Annotated in this window: 14 protein-coding genes; 1 reads left to right on the top strand and 13 read right to left on the bottom strand. The window is 37.4% G+C overall.

Going from position 1 to position 16,031, the window contains the following annotated elements; all coding sequences use genetic code 11:
- Positions 1-46: 46 nt before the first annotated feature.
- The 10 genes from ftsZ to mraZ form a co-directional block, all read right to left on the bottom strand.
- Positions 47-1,333, bottom strand: coding sequence for a cell division protein FtsZ (gene ftsZ / locus AB3219_RS07710; RefSeq protein WP_057806902.1), 1,287 nt, complete (start codon positions 1,331-1,333; stop codon positions 47-49).
- A 27-nt stretch (positions 1,334-1,360) separates the two neighbouring features.
- On the bottom strand, positions 1,361-2,713 hold the full coding sequence (gene ftsA, locus AB3219_RS07705) for a cell division protein FtsA (protein WP_216753960.1): 1,353 nt from the start codon (positions 2,711-2,713) through the stop codon (positions 1,361-1,363).
- Between the two features lie 174 nt (positions 2,714-2,887).
- Positions 2,888-3,883 (bottom strand): cell division protein FtsQ/DivIB, encoded by a 996-nt coding sequence (locus tag AB3219_RS07700; protein WP_216753961.1) that lies wholly within the window; start codon positions 3,881-3,883, stop codon positions 2,888-2,890.
- A gap of 17 nt (positions 3,884-3,900) precedes the next feature.
- On the bottom strand, positions 3,901-4,995 hold the full coding sequence (gene murG, locus AB3219_RS07695; protein ID WP_216753962.1) for an undecaprenyldiphospho-muramoylpentapeptide beta-N-acetylglucosaminyltransferase: 1,095 nt from the start codon (positions 4,993-4,995) through the stop codon (positions 3,901-3,903).
- Positions 4,996-4,998: 3 nt separating this feature from the next.
- A complete protein-coding gene (gene murD / locus AB3219_RS07690) occupies positions 4,999-6,375 on the bottom strand; it encodes a UDP-N-acetylmuramoyl-L-alanine--D-glutamate ligase (protein ID WP_260365116.1) in 1,377 nt (458 codons plus the stop codon).
- Between the two features lie 69 nt (positions 6,376-6,444).
- Positions 6,445-7,413 (bottom strand): phospho-N-acetylmuramoyl-pentapeptide-transferase, encoded by a 969-nt coding sequence (gene mraY / locus AB3219_RS07685; RefSeq protein ID WP_216762769.1) that lies wholly within the window; start codon positions 7,411-7,413, stop codon positions 6,445-6,447.
- Between the two features lie 18 nt (positions 7,414-7,431).
- Positions 7,432-9,609, bottom strand: a complete 2,178-nt coding sequence (locus tag AB3219_RS07680; protein ID WP_216753964.1) for a penicillin-binding transpeptidase domain-containing protein — start codon at positions 9,607-9,609, stop codon at positions 7,432-7,434.
- The gene (ftsL, locus tag AB3219_RS07675) at positions 9,606-9,995 is read right to left on the bottom strand and encodes a cell division protein FtsL (protein ID WP_216762770.1); all 390 of its coding nucleotides are present in this window, start codon (positions 9,993-9,995) and stop codon (positions 9,606-9,608) included. Before ftsL ends, AB3219_RS07680 begins: the two co-directional genes overlap by 4 nt.
- Before the next feature lie 12 nt (positions 9,996-10,007).
- A complete protein-coding gene (gene rsmH / locus AB3219_RS07670; RefSeq protein WP_057806917.1) occupies positions 10,008-10,955 on the bottom strand; it encodes a 16S rRNA (cytosine(1402)-N(4))-methyltransferase RsmH in 948 nt (315 codons plus the stop codon).
- 10 nt (positions 10,956-10,965) lie between these two features.
- Complete coding sequence (gene mraZ / locus AB3219_RS07665) at positions 10,966-11,397, bottom strand: division/cell wall cluster transcriptional repressor MraZ (RefSeq protein WP_057806918.1); 432 nt, start codon at positions 11,395-11,397, stop codon at positions 10,966-10,968.
- Positions 11,398-11,731: 334 nt separating this feature from the next.
- On the opposite strand from mraZ, the gene AB3219_RS07660 reads away from it, so the two are divergent.
- Positions 11,732-11,845, top strand: a complete 114-nt coding sequence (locus AB3219_RS07660; protein ID WP_074693935.1) for a DUF4044 domain-containing protein — start codon at positions 11,732-11,734, stop codon at positions 11,843-11,845.
- Between the two features lie 155 nt (positions 11,846-12,000).
- Here AB3219_RS07660 and AB3219_RS07655 read toward each other — a convergent pair whose 3' ends face one another.
- From AB3219_RS07655 to AB3219_RS07645, 3 genes are all read right to left on the bottom strand, one after another.
- Positions 12,001-14,316: a DNA translocase FtsK gene (locus AB3219_RS07655; protein ID WP_216762773.1), complete on the bottom strand. Its 2,316-nt coding sequence runs from the start codon at positions 14,314-14,316 to the stop codon at positions 12,001-12,003.
- A 36-nt stretch (positions 14,317-14,352) separates the two neighbouring features.
- Positions 14,353-14,865 (bottom strand): tRNA (cytidine(34)-2'-O)-methyltransferase, encoded by a 513-nt coding sequence (locus AB3219_RS07650; protein WP_216762771.1) that lies wholly within the window; start codon positions 14,863-14,865, stop codon positions 14,353-14,355.
- Between the two features lie 234 nt (positions 14,866-15,099).
- Positions 15,100-15,945: a methyltransferase domain-containing protein gene (locus AB3219_RS07645; RefSeq protein WP_216753968.1), complete on the bottom strand. Its 846-nt coding sequence runs from the start codon at positions 15,943-15,945 to the stop codon at positions 15,100-15,102.
- Positions 15,946-16,031 lie beyond the last annotated feature (86 nt).

Raw genomic sequence — 16,031 nt, 5'->3', positions numbered from 1 at the left:
GGGACAAAACAGTCGTCTTGTTCCCAGTCCTAAAAATAATATTCAATTATTTACGACGACGCTTAAAGAATGGTGGTGTATCAACACCCTTATCACCATCATTATCAGAATCATTAAAGACATTAAAGTCTTTTTTTTCAATATCTTTAAATTCACTATCATCTTCAACAGAAGTTGGTCGAACACCATTTGTATTTGATTGACGTAATTGCCAATCGCCAAATGGGTCGTCTTTCTTTGAAGCTTTTTCTTCTGTTTTTGGTGCCGCACTACTTACACTTGTATTATTGAATGCAGGCGTTGAAGTGGTTGAATTAGATGTTGAAGGTGTTTCAAAACTTGTTCGTGCTGATGCTCGATGCATTGTTCGTTCATTTTTCTTATCAATCCCTGTTGCAATCACAGTGACACGAACTTCGTCTTTCATGTTTTCATCGATTGAAGTACCAAAGATAATGTTGACATCATCTGTAGCTGCTTTCGAAACAATCTCTGAAGCTGCTTGTGCTTCGAATAAGGAAAGATCTGGTCCACCAGTAATATTTAAGAGCACTTGTTCGGCACCATCAATTGAAACTTCAAGCAATGGCGAAGAAATAGCCTTCTTTGTTGCTTCCTCTGTACGGTTTTCACCATTTGCAGAACCAATTCCCATCAAAGCAGAACCCTGATTGGACATAACAGTTTTAACATCAGCAAAATCCAAGTTGACGTAACCTGGAGAAGTGATTAAATCAGAAATTCCCTGAACACCTTGACGCAAAACGTTATCTGCTTCACTAAAGGCTTCCATCATTGGTGTCTTTTTATCAACCATTTCTAATAAGCGGTTATTGGCAATGATAATTAAGGTATCCACTTGTTCTTTCATTTGTGCAACACCTTCGGCAGCAAAACGAGCTCGTTTTGGTCCTTCAAAACTGAAAGGACGGGTAACAACGCCCACTGTTAAAGCACCTGTTTCTTTAGCAATCTTAGAAACTAGAGGTGCAGCACCAGTACCGGTACCACCACCCATTCCAGCAGTGACAAAGACCATGTCCGCACCTTCAAGTGCTGAAGAAATTGTTTGTTCACTTTCCTGAGCCGCTTTTGTCCCAACTTCAGGAGTTGAGCCTGCGCCCAAACCTTTTGTCAACTTAGGTCCTAATTGAATTTTTGTCTCAGCCTTTGATTGTTTTAAAGCTTGCACATCAGTATTAGCAACAATAAATTCAACACCTTTGACGCCTTCAGCAATCATGCGATTAACGGCATTGCCACCGCCACCACCGACACCAATAACTTTGATGTTTGCACCAGCATTTTGTTTATCATCCATTGTAAATTCCATCCCTTTTTTCCTCCATAAATTTTAAAGTTAGTCAAAGAATTCGCTAAACCAACGCTTGATACTTGCAACTAATCCGCTAAACGAAAAAGAACTTTCCTTTTTTTGTTTTGGTTTTTTAGCAGCTTTCTCAGAAGTTTGGTGCGCATTTTCGCTATTAGCTTGTGGTGCAGGATCTGTTTCATCAGATTCAAACGTTTGTTGTTCCGGAATTGACCTTGTTCCAGCCACCATCGCACTCTTTGCTAAAACATCCACTTCACTCAATGAAGTCTCATAATTTAACAAAGCAAACGCTTGTGAAAACGCAGGATGTCGTAATCCCATCGGTTCGGGTACGTACAACTTAACGTTTGTGCCAAACACATCTGCAGCCAAACTTTGAATACCTGGAATTGCGGCCGCACCACCAGTAATGACGACGCCACCTGGCATATCCAAAGCATCAATGTTCTCAAGATGATTATAAGCGTTGTTCAAGATTTGTTCTAGTCTAGCTTCAATAATCTCAGCCAAATATTTCTCAGTAATTTGTGATGGTGCAGATTGTCCCACAACTTCGACTGGGAAACCATCCTCACTAGCACCGTCGGCAAAAGCATAACCGTACTCACGTTTTAGCTTTTCCGCATTACTTAGAGATGTGTTCAAAACGACTGAAATATCTTTAGTTACGAATTCGCCACCCTCTTGATCAACATATGTATACTTCAAGTGATGATCATGAATAATTGACGTTGTGGTTTGACCAGCACCCATGTCAATTAAGATTGTACCAAAATCTTGTTCGCCGTCATTTAAAACGGTTTTTCCAAGTGCTAATGGATTTAAGATCAAATCTGTTAAATGTAAACCTGCCTGCTGAACCGCACGTTTTGTATTATGAATAATTGTTTTTGGTCCTGTTAAAACGGTTCCGTTCATCTCTAAACGAACACCAACCATTCCACGTGGATCTTTGATTCCATCGAATCCATCAACAACAAATTCATCTGGTAAAACGTCAATAACCTCTTGTTCTGGTGGCAAGCTGTGCACAGAAGCTGCATTAGCAACATTAATCACGTCTTGATTGGTAATTTCGCGTGATGTTTCTGCGATTGCTATCATACCACGACAAGGCTCAATTTTTAACAAATTTGCTGGTATTCCAGCGACTACTTCGTGAATCTTTAAATTTGCTTTATTTTCTGCAACTGAAATTGCTCTTTTGATCGCTGCTGAAGCTTTGTCAATATCGACAATGACTCCACGATTCATTCCATCAGAGCGTTCACTTCCCACTCCAATAACATTCATTTGCCCATTTACGTTCTCAGCAACAATGACTTTTATTGAGGTGGTTCCTATATCAAGTCCAACATAAATTCCTGAATTATCCATAATAAAGGAACCTCCTAAACATACCCTATTTTAGACCTTTGTATATACTCTCAAGTTTACCATAAGTTCAATGTATTTAAATAGTCAATTCTTTTAAAAAAATGAGTAAATAACCTAAAATTACAAAAGAATTGGTAAAAAAAACGATAATTTTAAATTTTATTAATTACTCACTCAATTTGTTGTGGTATTAACACTGGAAGTGCTTACTGAATTTGTACTACTTGTTGTGCTATAACTGCTCATGGACGAACTGGTAGATGAGCTAGAGCTAGTTGATATTGAATTACTACTTACATTAGCGCTCGAACTCGAAGAAGAACTAGTCGTTGTTTCTTTTGATTTATCTTTAAACGGATACGAAAATGCCCCTACTTCCAAATCAATTACACCTTTTTGTTTCATATCGGCAGCCATTTGTGGATAATATTTCATTTTTGCCGCAAAACTAGGCAAAACAGCATATACCTCATTACCATCATTCATATATAAATGCAATTTATTGGGATTATCTTTGCTTGGTGCATAATCAATTTCAGAAATTCCCGTTCGAACAACTGCCGGAAGCTGTTTATATTGTGTCAATAACGTTTTTAAAACACTGGATGAATGAAAATTCTTAAAAACGGGATAATCACTAGATGGTTGTGTCTTTGATTTTCGAATAACTTTGCCATTATCCAAAATCGTGTAGTAGTAGTTATTTCTCAAAACAAGTCCTGCAACAGGGTTTTCTTTCACGATAATCTTCAAACGATTTAAACCTTGTCGATCCACTTTGTAACTCAATAATTTGGCTTGTTTTTTGTAAACTTCTGTCGATTTATCTTGTTGCCCCAAAAGATAAGGAAAGATCCAGTCGTTTTGATGAACATTGCCAGCTTTCATCACTTGTGCCTTAGAGAACTCTTTATTTCCTGTCACCTTAATCGATTGCACACGGCTCAAGGGTGAAAATAAATAACCAGCAACTACTAAAGCAAAAACCAAACCACTTCCAATCCAAATTCTAGTTTTACGAGTTTTCCCGAATTTTGGAAGATGAAATTGAATTTTTTTATTTTTCTTGAGTTTTTCTTCCTGCACAATTCTTTGATTGCGTTGTGCTTTTTCCCAAGGTGTTAATTCACGCTTTACTTGAGGAGTTTTCGTTTTCTTTTTTCCAAACACGATCGCCACCTCATTCCCTATTTTTTAATCACTGACTCCAACACATTTAATAAATCTTCTGCAGCTCTGGGACGTCCCATTTTTTTCGCAGCCATTCCCATTTGTTGTCGTTTAGCTTCATCGGTCATCAAAGCATCAACATATTTTATTAACGAGTCAGTGTTCAGATGTACTTCTGGCAATAGTTCCGCGGCTCCTTTTTTAACAAGGCTGCGTGCATTTTTGGTCTGATGATCATTTGTAACATACGGACTGGGTACTAAAATTGAAGGAATCCCTAACGCGGTAATTTCAGCGATGCTGGTTGCTCCCGCCCGACCAAGAATTGCCTCAAAATTAGGTAAAAGCTCTGGCATTTGACTGATGTAAGGACGAATAACAACATTGCTACCTAAATCAGCTGGATTTATGGCATCCATAATTTTTTGATAGTGAACCCGTCCCGTGACAAACAAAACCTGATAATTTTTCTGTTTGAGTTGTGGAAGAGCCCCTACTGTTGCAGAATTAATTTTTTCTGCACCGCGACTACCTCCAAAAATGAGTAGTGTGGGTACGTTAGTTTTTAACCCATATTCACTTAATGCATCGTTAGGCTGAATTGAAGCAACTTGAGTGGCTCGTGGATTTCCAGTAAAAACCACTTTTTTAATTGGAAATTGAGCTCGTGCATCTTCAAAAGAAATTCCTATTTTTGTCACAAAATGACTTAAAAATTTATTCGTCACACCCACAACACTATTTTGTTCATGAATAACAGTTGGAATTCTTTGCAAACTCGCTGCAAAAACAACTGCTCCACTGACGTATCCACCTGTACCAACAACAACATCAGGATGAAATTCTTTAATCATTTTATGTGCATCACTAACACTTTTTAAGAATAATCCAATTGTTTTGAAATTTTCTAACGATAATGATCGCTTAAAGCCTTGAATTTTAATTGTTTTGAATGCAATACCTTGGTCAGGCACAATTCTACTTTCTAAGCCCTTTTCAGTTCCAACATACAAAACTTCAGAATTAGGCTCACGTTTTTTCAATGCCTCAATTAGAGCTAAAGCCGGATAGATATGACCACCTGTTCCGCCTCCTGAAATCATCAATCGCATTACCTAAGCCTTCTTTCCATTTTGAAGCGTCTGAACTGCACTAATAAATTCATCCCCACGAACTTCAAACGTTTTATATTGATCCCAACTTGCATTGGCTGGTGATAAGAGAATCACATCACCCACATCACTTACTTTATAGGCAAGTGGCACAGCATCTTTTACTTTATGAGCAAATTCAATCACCGGGACTCCAGCACTTTTAGCCGTTTGCGCTAAGAGTTTACTTGTTTGTCCAACTAAAATAATTGCTTTAACATGCTGTTTAAAATCAGTTTCTAGTTTTTCAAAAGTATAACCACGATCTAAGCCGCCAGCAATAAGTACTATCGGTTTTTTAAAAGAACGTAGTGCAACCTGAGTCGCTTCAATATCAGTAGCTTTAGAGTCATTATAAAATTCACGATCATTCCACGTATTTACGTACTGAACGCGATGTTTAACCCCACCAAAGGTCTTCAAAACATGCACAATTGCCTCATTAGGTTGACCACTAATCTTAGCTACTGCAATGGCAGCCAAGGCGTTTTCAATGTTTTGAACTCCGGGAACTCTAATGTCTGCAGCAGCAATAATTTTTTCGCCTTTAAAATAAAGAAAGTCCCCGTTTTGATATGCACCTTCTTCAGTTAAGTTCTTTCGCGAAAATGGCACAACCTGGGCACTAGTTTGCTTGCTCAGTTGTTGCCATTCTGGATTATCCCAATTAATCACAAGAAAGTCTTGTGCTGTTTGATTTCTAGTGATATGCATTTTATCCCGGACATAATTTTCACGAGTACCATGCCAGTCTAAATGATTGGAAAAAATATTCGTAATGACCGCAATGTGTGGTTTAAGCGTTTTGACACTTGCCAACATAAAACTTGATAATTCAGTCACCATAACATCTTGAGATTGCACTTTTTGAACAACTGTCGTGGCAGGAATCCCAATATTACCAGCAAGATAGGCATGACCGGTTGATCGGTTCTCATCAAGCATTAATTGAATCATTGTTGTGGTTGTAGTTTTACCATTGCTACCGGTAATTCCAATCATTTCACCACTTAAAACTTGATAAGCAAGTTCAGGTTCTGAAATAATGGGGATTTTTTTAGCAAGTGCTCCTTTAATAATTGGATTTGTATAAGGAATTCCAGGGTTTTTGACAATTAATTCAAATCCTTCATCCAATAATGTCAGCGGATGCCCTCCCGTAACCACTTTAATGCCTTCTTCTAAAAGACTTTGCGCATCTGGATTTTCATCAAAAGGTTTTGCATCATTTACTGTCACTAATGCCCCTAATTTTTGTAATAATCTAGCTGCACTCACACCACTCTTTGCCAAGCCTAATACCAATATTTTTTTATCCTGATAATCCGTAATCTCTTTCATGACTCTTTCCCTTCAAACCAAACTTGATTTACCACTACACACTTCAGAAAATTAGTTATTAAAACCGAGTTAATTTAAGATGCCGATTAAACCGATCACTGCGCCAATCAAACCGACACACCAAAATACAATATCAACTTTCCACTCGCTCCATCCAAGAATTTCAAAATGATGATGAATGGGACTCATCTTAAAAATACGATGACCAGTAAGCTTAAACGATAAAACCTGCAATATTACACTAGCTGTTTCGCAAACAAAAACAATTCCGATTAAAAGCAGTGCTGCTTCATGATGCACCAAAATCGAAACAGCAGCTAAGGCTCCTCCTAATGCTAAAGAACCCATGTCACCCATGAAAATTTTTGCGGGTTTATGGTTAAAAATAAAGAAGCCAAGCAACGCACCAATAATCGCCAAACAGAAAATAAGCACATCGAATTGTTTTTGCGCTCCTGCAATAATTGCATAGGCACCAAATGCGATTATTGCTAATCCACTTACTAATCCATCCAGACCATCTGATAGGTTAACCGCATTTGAAAACCCAACTAACCAAAATACTACGAATAAAACAAACCAGATACCCAAATGCCAGCTACCAATCCATGGCAGGTTAAGAACCTGTGGGAAGCCTTCATGAAGGTAAACCAAATAGAAAATTACAGCTCCTACAACTTGACCCAGAAACTTTTGCCACGCTTTCAAACCTTCATTTTGCTTTTTCATTAACTTGATACTGTCATCCCAAAAGCCTAAAAGGCCATACATAATTAAAATAAAAATCAAGATCAAACCGGTCGCATTAATTTGATGACTTGTAATTTCAAATAATAGGCTGCTAACCGTAATTGCCACAATAAAAATCAGACCACCCATTGTTGGTGTTCCAGATTTTTTTTCGTGCCATTTTGGCCCTTCTTCACGGATCATTTGTCCTTCATTTCGGTTACGAAAATAATTGATAAATGATGGCATAGCTACCACCGTAATCAAGAAACTGACAATCATCGTTCCAATTTGTTCCATTGAATTCATAATAAACTCCATTCTCTCTTACTTTTGTTTTAACTGTACTGATAGTGTCTGACCACTTTGAATTGTTGATCCGCTTTTTAGAGATTGAGTTTTAACAAACCCAGTGCCAGAAAATTTGGTTTGCAAACCAACTAATTTTGTCAACTTAAGCACATCGTTGCGGGACCATCCTGATAAATCGGGCATTTTCATTTGACCACTCGTTATCAAAATAACCCGCTGCCCCGCCAACATTTCTGTATTAGCTTGTGGCGATTGTTGGGTAACCGTACTTCCGGTTCCCAGGACCGTAGCTGCAATATTTTGCTTGCCAAGATCTTTTGTTGCCGTATCTGCTGTTTCACCAACCATATTAGCAATTTTCACTTTTCCGGATAATTGATTTTTCGCCGTTGTGGCATTTTCACCCAAGGCCTGTTTCATAACTGATCCAAAAATTTCATCCAACAATTGAGTGGCTGTTTTGGTTGCCGGTAAGGTTGGTTGTTTCATCGTAATGTACATGATGTACTTTGGATTTTTTGCAGGAACCATCCCCACAACTGAGTACAGATAGCTGTCATCCGTATTCATGTAAGTACCGCCTGATCCAACAACCTGTGCTGTACCAGTTTTGGCTGCTACTCGATAACCAGGAATTTTAAAGCTTTGACCAATTCCATAGCTCTTATAAACCACGTCTTCCATTAATTGACGAACCTTTTTTGCCGTTGTACTCGTAATTGGATGACCAACCGTTTTAGTTTTCATTTGGTAAGTAACCTTACCAGTGTTACTATTAACTACTTTTTTAATATATTGTGGCTTAACCATCTTACCGTTATTCGCAATTGCTGTAAAACCTTGCAACATTTGCATCGTTGTCACATCAATACCCTGACCAAAAGCGGTATCGGCTTGCTCAATTGGGTAAGTAAATTGCATACTGCCTTTAGCTTCGCCACTTAAACCAGAATTAGTGCTTTGAAGAAATTTGAACTTCTTAATATATTTTTTCCAGGTTTTTGCTCCCATTTTACGTTCCAAATGTGCCATAGCAACATTACTGGAAAGAGCAAATCCTTCTTCATAGGTAATTAATCCCCAACCAGAAGTTTGCCAGTCTGGAACTACCTGTCCATCGATTTTATAAGTTCCCGACTCATACTTTTCCTTTGCGTTAAAATGACCACTATCAATGGCCGCAGCCGCAGTAAAGACTTTCATTGTTGAACCTGGTTCAAATGTATCTTGAACAATCGCATTATTCCAAGCCTTACTAATTCCATTTTTGGTGGTTGGATTAAATGTTGGTCTTTGAGAAGTGGCCAAAATTGCGCCCGTTTTAGCATTCATAATTGTTGCTGTCATTGATTTAGCATGAACCTGTGACTGAACCTTCGTCATTTCGGTTTCCAAGAGAGTTTGCAAACGGGTGTCCAAAGTTGTGTAGATATTTTCACCATTAACCGCTGCTTTTTTCTCTTGTGATGATGGAAGTTGATAGCCAAATTTATCTTTTTGAATAGAACGTTCGCCATCTGTACCCGTTAATTTGCTGTTAAACGCACTTTCAATTCCCATAACACCCTTTAACTGAGTAATATCGGAACTCTTTTTTTGAACCTGGGAGGTAATTCCAATTAAGTTTGAAGCAAACGTTCCATTTGGATAAAGTCGTGCTTCAGATTGAATAAAATTAATCCCAGTTAACTTATAGGATTCTATTTTTTCCTTGGTTGCAACCGAAATATTTTTTCCTGCCGTACCAAACTCCACCTGAAAAGAATTTTTATTAGTTGGATTTAAAGCTTTAAGGGCAGCCTTTTCACTGATTGGTAGATACTTAGCTAGGACTTTCGCCGTTTTCTTTTTATTAGTTACATAAAGTGGCTTTTTATTTGCACCTACTTGCGTTTTATTTAAAACCGCATAAATCGAGTAAGTACTAGTGTCTTCTGCAATCGGTTGACCAGAAGCATCCAAAATTGAACCTCTTTGTGCTTTTAAAACCTTATTATCCGTATATAAACGACGGGCCTGTGAACTCAAATTGATGTGTTCTACAGTCCCGCCAATTGCAATGTAGGAAAAACGTAGAATTAAAATTACGAAGAGGGCAATGGCTATGAAAAAAAGCCATTGACCGAACGCTCTTCGATTTTGGCTTGATTTGTTATTATCGTCCTTTTTTGAACGCTTTTCTTTATTGTTCATTTATTAACATTCCTTATATTCTGAGTTGTCAGGCTTAACCCATACTGTTTGGCAATCTTATTCAAGCGTGTACGACTAGAAAGCTGGTTTACTTCCTGTTTAAGATTACTGTTATCGGAAGTTACTTTTGTCACCTGTGCTTGTGAACTAGATAAATTATGTTCAGCACTGGACAAAGCAATTTTACCAGAAACCACAAAAATCATTAAGCCTGTCAAAATTATACCGCAGAATGTCATTAAAATTTTCTCAAATTTTGAAAATGGCAAAGATTTTGGAATAGCAACCGCTTTTGCTTTATGTAATGTCCCCTCTTTAATATCCGGTATTCGCCGTTTTACAGGCTTACTCGCTGGAAATGCTTCTGCTAAATTATTTTGTGCCATTAAAATCAGTCCCTATTTTATTTTTTCAATAACTCGAAGTCTCGCACTGTGCGCACGATGATTATGTGTTAATTCATCCTTACTAGGTAAAATGGGTTTTCTAGTGGCCAATTTAAAATGGGGTTCAAGTTCTTTTGGAATAACAGGTAATCCCTGAGGTAATTCAGGCAAGTTAGCATTTTCTTTAAAAATATTTTTAACCAAACGATCTTCTAATGATTGAAAGGTAATCACACTAATTCGGCCGCCAACCTTTAGTAATTCTAAGGCCTGTTCTAGTGAGGTTTCTAAAACCCCTAATTCGTTATTAACAGCAATTCGAATCGCCTGAAAAACACGTTTTGCAGGATGACCACCTGTACGACGAGCAGCCGCTGGAATTGCTTTTTTAATAATTTCAACTAGTTCACCTGTCGTCTCAATCGGTGCAGTTTCTCGTTGTCGTTCAATCTCACGCGCTACCTGCTTTGAGTAACGCTCTTCTCCATAACGAAAGAAAATTTTAACCAACGATTCATATGACCACTGATTCACAACAATCTGTGCAGTTAATTCGGCAGACTGGTCCATACGCATGTCTAATGGCGCATCATGTTGATAACTAAATCCTCGTTTGGCATCATCCAATTGCGGTGATGAAACGCCTAAATCGTACACAATGCCATCTACTTTTTGAACACCATATTCTGCCAAATCTTTTGTAATATTTTTAAAATTATCTTCAATAAAAGTAACCTGTCCACGATCTAAATATGATTTCAAGTGACTTTGATTGTATTCAATCGCCGCCACATCCTGATCAAATGCATACAAATGACCCTTTTGACTTAATTGACTCAAAATTAATTGACTGTGTCCACCACCGCCAAGAGTGCAATCCACATAGATTCCATCTGGATTGAGATTTAATTCATCAATTGCTTGGTTTAGTAAAACAGTTGTATGTTGAAACTCGCTCATTTTTCTACTCCTAAAGGCCAAAATCAATTAAATTTTCAGCAATGTCATCAAAATTCTCTTCTGTATCAGCAGTTACTTCATTCCACTGTGCTTCATCCCAAATTTCAAATCGGTTTGATACTCCAACTAAAACACATTTCTTAGTAAGTTTTGCATGTTCACGTAATTGTTTAGGAATATTAATTCTGCCTTGTTTATCAAAATTACACTGAGTTGCATCGGCAAACAGAAAACGGACAAACGCCCGATTATTTCGTTTATTAAGCGGTAATTTTTTAAGATTATCTTGAATATGTTGCCATTCTGTCAGCGGATAGCCAAATAAACAGCCATCTAAACCACGTGTAATAACAAAATCGGTTCCAAGATCTTCTCTAAACTTGGCAGGAACAATTAGTCGTCCCTTGGTATCAAGTGAATGTTGATATTCGCCCATGAACATACTAATTGCCCCTTTCCATCTCGATTACAAATTTAGTTTACCACTTTGTACCACTATCTACCACAGATTTAAAAAACTATTTTAAAATGCTTAATATTTATTAAATAAGTGATAATAAAATGATCTGAATATTATAAGTAAACTGCTTACAAATACTAGTATAACAGTAATTCTAATCGAAATGCTTAAAAAGTGGATGAAAGGTGGGGATTTTTTTAGAATTTACATAAAAAAGCTATAATTTGTGTCACTTATTTTGGAATTTGGAAAAAAATTTGAAAAGTTAAAATTAACACGTTAGAATAGTGAGTAACATTCTGGAAAGTGGTGCTTTATGAAAAAAAAGAAGAGTACGTTTCAAAAAATTATAATGGTTGTCGTTTGGATTATGATTATTAGTATGATTGGCTCTGTTGTCTTAGGTGCAGTGAGTGCATTTACTGGTTAAAAAAATGAGAAATTCCATTGAATATGGATTTCTCATTTTTTATGTGCTTAAACATATCGCTAAAACAAACCACAAAATATAACCCCACACCTACCGCGAGAATTCTCTCGCCTCCGGTGCGGGGTTATATTTTGTGACTTACCGTTTTATCTCACTCACTTCTTGTTAAACACCTGCCGTGGCTTGCTTCCCTCCTGGGGTCCCACCACACCATTTGCTTCCAATTGATCTATAATTCTTGCCGCGCGATTATATCCTATTCGAAAACGCCGCTGCAACATCGACGTACTTGCCTTTTGCATCTCTGTCACCAACGTAACCGCATCATCATACAACTCGTCCTTCTCATTATTCGCCGATTGCTCATCCATTTTTGCTTCTTCGTCCGTCACAATCAACGTTTCATCATATGAAACCGGCTGTTGCTGTTTAACATATTCAACAACTGCCTTCACATCTTTATCCGACACAAAAGCACCCTGTACACGTTCAGGTTTGCTTTTCCCCATTGGATAATACAGCATATCGCCTCGACCCAAAAGCTTTTCAGCACCGTTTGAATCAATAATCGTACGTGAATCCGTTCCACTTGCAACCGCAAATGCAATTCTTGACGGTACGTTAGCCTTAATTAATCCCGTCACAACATCCACAGAGGGTCTTTGCGTCGCAATAATCATGTGGATTCCAGCCGCTCGAGCCAACTGGGCTAACCGAATAATTGCATCTTCAACCGCATTTTGTGCCACCATCATCAAATCAGCCAGTTCATCAACCACAACCACAATGTATGGTAAGTGTGGTCGATTTTGACCATCTTTTTTATTTTCTTCCGTAATAAATTGATTATACGTTTTAATGTTTTTTTGACCACTTTGCGCAAACAAATCATATCGATGCTGCATTTCAGCAACCACCTTATGCAGTGCTCTTGCCGCCTTTTTGGGATCCGTCACAACTGGTGTCAATAAATGCGGAATATCCTTATAAATTCCTAATTCAACTTTTTTAGGGTCAATCAGAATAAATTTAACCTGATCCGGTCGTGCATTCATTAATAGACTTGTAATGATCACATTAATCATGACTGATTTTCCACTACCAGTAGCCCCGGCAATCAGCAAATGTTGCATACGTACTAAATCAGCTAGAACTAAATTTCCTGATACATCTCGACCAATTGGTACCTGTAAAATTGCATCCGGATGCGGTGGCTGTGATTCAATAATATCTCGGAATGAAACCGTTGAAACTTCTGTATTGGGAACCTCAATTCCGATTAAAGATTTGCCTGGAATTGGTGCTTCAATTCGAATATCTTTAGCAGCCAATGCTAACGCAATATCATCAGCAAGTCCGACAATTTTGCTAACCTTAACGCCAATATCAGGATGTAATTCATATTCAGTAACTGATGGACCAAGGCTAACGCTTTTAACCGTTGCCTTGACACCAAAACTTGTTAAAGTTTGTTGCAGAATTTTGGTATTTTTTTGAATCGTTTTATATTCCTGACTTTGATCGGTTTGAGGAATAGTGGTTAAGAGATCTGGACTAGGTAACTTGTAATTAGGATTAGCCAAAGCCTCCGTATTTTGAAAAGCTGTTTCATCAACATCTTCCGTAACTGGAGTAACCTTTCTTTCACGTTCTGAAGCCACTTTAATGTCCGGTTGTAGATTTTCTTTAACAACGGGCATTTGTTCGGTCATTAAATCCTTACCTGTCACCGAAACTTTTGGTGTTTTATGCGCAATTGGTAAAGATTTAGTTGAATTTTCATTTGTAGAGACTGATTTTCTTTGTTTCCACCAACTGACAACCCGATTCGTTATCTGCTTCAATCCATTACGGGAAAACAAGACCACTTTCCTAAGGGCAACTGCGACCGACTGTAAAACTTTATCCATTGGAATTCCAAAAAAAATTGCACCACCAAGAATAATTAGTAACCATCCCAGGAAAAGACTACCAATTTCGGAAAAGCAAAAGTCAGTCACTGTATAAATTGCACTACCGATCATGCCACCACCAACTGGTTCACCAATTGATGCGTATTTAAATGCATCTTCTAATGCGTGCCAAGTGGTCACAATAAAATGATTATGCTGGTTTGTCTGTTCGAAAAATCGTGTGGTTAAAATTAAAACAGCGCCGAGGTAAATTAAACCCACTCCGGTTAAATAATGGAAACGACCCTTTAGTTTTGGCTCTTTGCCGGTAAAAAGCAAAATAAGGCCATATAACCCAAAAAGGACAATCAAGATTTGAAAAGTATCTCCCACAAATAACCGAAAAACATTAGAAACCAAAACGCCAATATATCCTAATGAAAAATAACCAATCAATGCTACCAGAACAAAAATACCGCCTAAAAAATGTTTAGAACGCAGAAACTTCTGCCACTCTTTTTTACTTGAACGTCTTTTTTTTCGTCGAGTTGTCGTTTTTTTCTTTACTGCCACAAGTATCCTCCCTTCTAACTAATTTGATAGTCATAATGTCTGTTACTTTAGCTTATCATTTTCATAGTGATGAATTCGTTGTAAGTTAGGGAAACTTTGTTGTCTTAATGCTTCATAAATCACAATAGCCACACTATTTGATAAATTTAGCGCACGGATATGATCATCATCTTGTGGGATTCTGATCGCTTTTTCTGGATATTGTCGCATAAATGGTTCAGGAAGTCCCGTTGTTTCCTTGCCAAATAGAAAGTAATGATTCTGAGTATTATCAGAATAATCAACATCCGTATAATCGTGATCAGCAAATTTGGACACTAAATATAAATTGTCTAAATTTGGTACTGAATCAATAAACTCAGGAAGATTTTCATGATAAACTAAGTCAACATCCTTCCAGTAGTCTAATCCAGCCCGCTTAAGATGTTTATCATCCACCGAAAATCCAAGCGGTTTGATTAAATGAAGAACAGAGTCTGTTCCTGCACAGGTTCTAGCAATGTTGCCAGTATTAGAAGGCATTAGTGGTTCAAAAAGTACAATATGATTCGTCATTTTTTCTATCTCACTCTCATTAATATTAGCTGTTCAAAAGTTATCATACTGCTATGTATTTCTCTAAACAACAAAAAAAGCGTAGACACTCGGTGTAGGCACGGCGAGCTTCTACGTTAAATGAAGTACAACTTGCTATTTACCAACGATCTCTCGATGTCAAATAACAACCGATTTCTTACATAAAGATTAACACCAAAAAATACATATTGCAACCTTACAAATACTATCAACTTAGGATTTAACTCCCTTGAGTAAGGTTACATCGACCGTAATATGATTTAATCCAGATGTTTTTGCTAGTTCAAGCGTTTGAGGAGTTGCTCCCCAGTGCAAAGGTGTCATTTGAATTAAATCAGATAACAAACTTTCATCAAATTTAAAATCATAAGTTATGCGTTTAGTTTGGGCATTGGAAAATCGTTTTTTAAACAATTCAACAACCTGGTCATTTTGATAATCTGCATGCTGACTCGTTTTTTCATACAACAAATGACGTAACTCAATTAAATAATTTGAATTCGGAACAATCTTTAGAACTTGTCCACCAGATGAAAGTACACGATGAAACTCGGTATAAGCTGACGGTGAAAATAGATCTAGAATTGTCGTAAATTGGTTATCATTGAAGGGTAAATTTGCCAAATCAGCAATACAAAAAAAGGCTTCACTATTTAATTGAGTTGCTAAATTTATTCCGGCTGTTGAAATATCAAATCCAACAGCTGTTGCTTTTTTAAGAAGTGACAATGTTTTCTTTAGAGGAGTTCCTTCACCAGAACCAACATCCAATACCACTTCGTTTTGTTCCATATGCTGAGAAAACTCTTCACAGATGGGATCAAATAACCCAGCTGTTAAAATTCGACGGCGAGATGCCAACATTTCTGCGTCATACTCACTATTCACTGCATGATTTAAAAAGTACAAAGTACCCTTTTTAGAAATATCAATATTATGCAAATTGGGACAGATTACACTACCGTCTTCCACTTTTACATAACTTTCTTTACACACCGGACAACGAAATAAATTCAAATGCTGACTAATAAACTGTATTCCTTTATCTCTTTTTTTCAACTTTGCTCACCTCTATACATGTCCTGTTAAGAATACCATGTAAAACTTGTTTCGGTCTTTACAAAATAAAAAAGATTCAAATTGTT

Origin of the sequence: Pediococcus ethanolidurans (genome assembly GCF_964062635.1) — a bacterium.
GTDB classification, from domain to species: Bacteria; Bacillota; Bacilli; order Lactobacillales; family Lactobacillaceae; genus Pediococcus; species Pediococcus ethanolidurans.
Note: the sequence above shows the minus strand (reverse complement) of the source record. Positions and strands in the feature narration are given on the sequence as shown.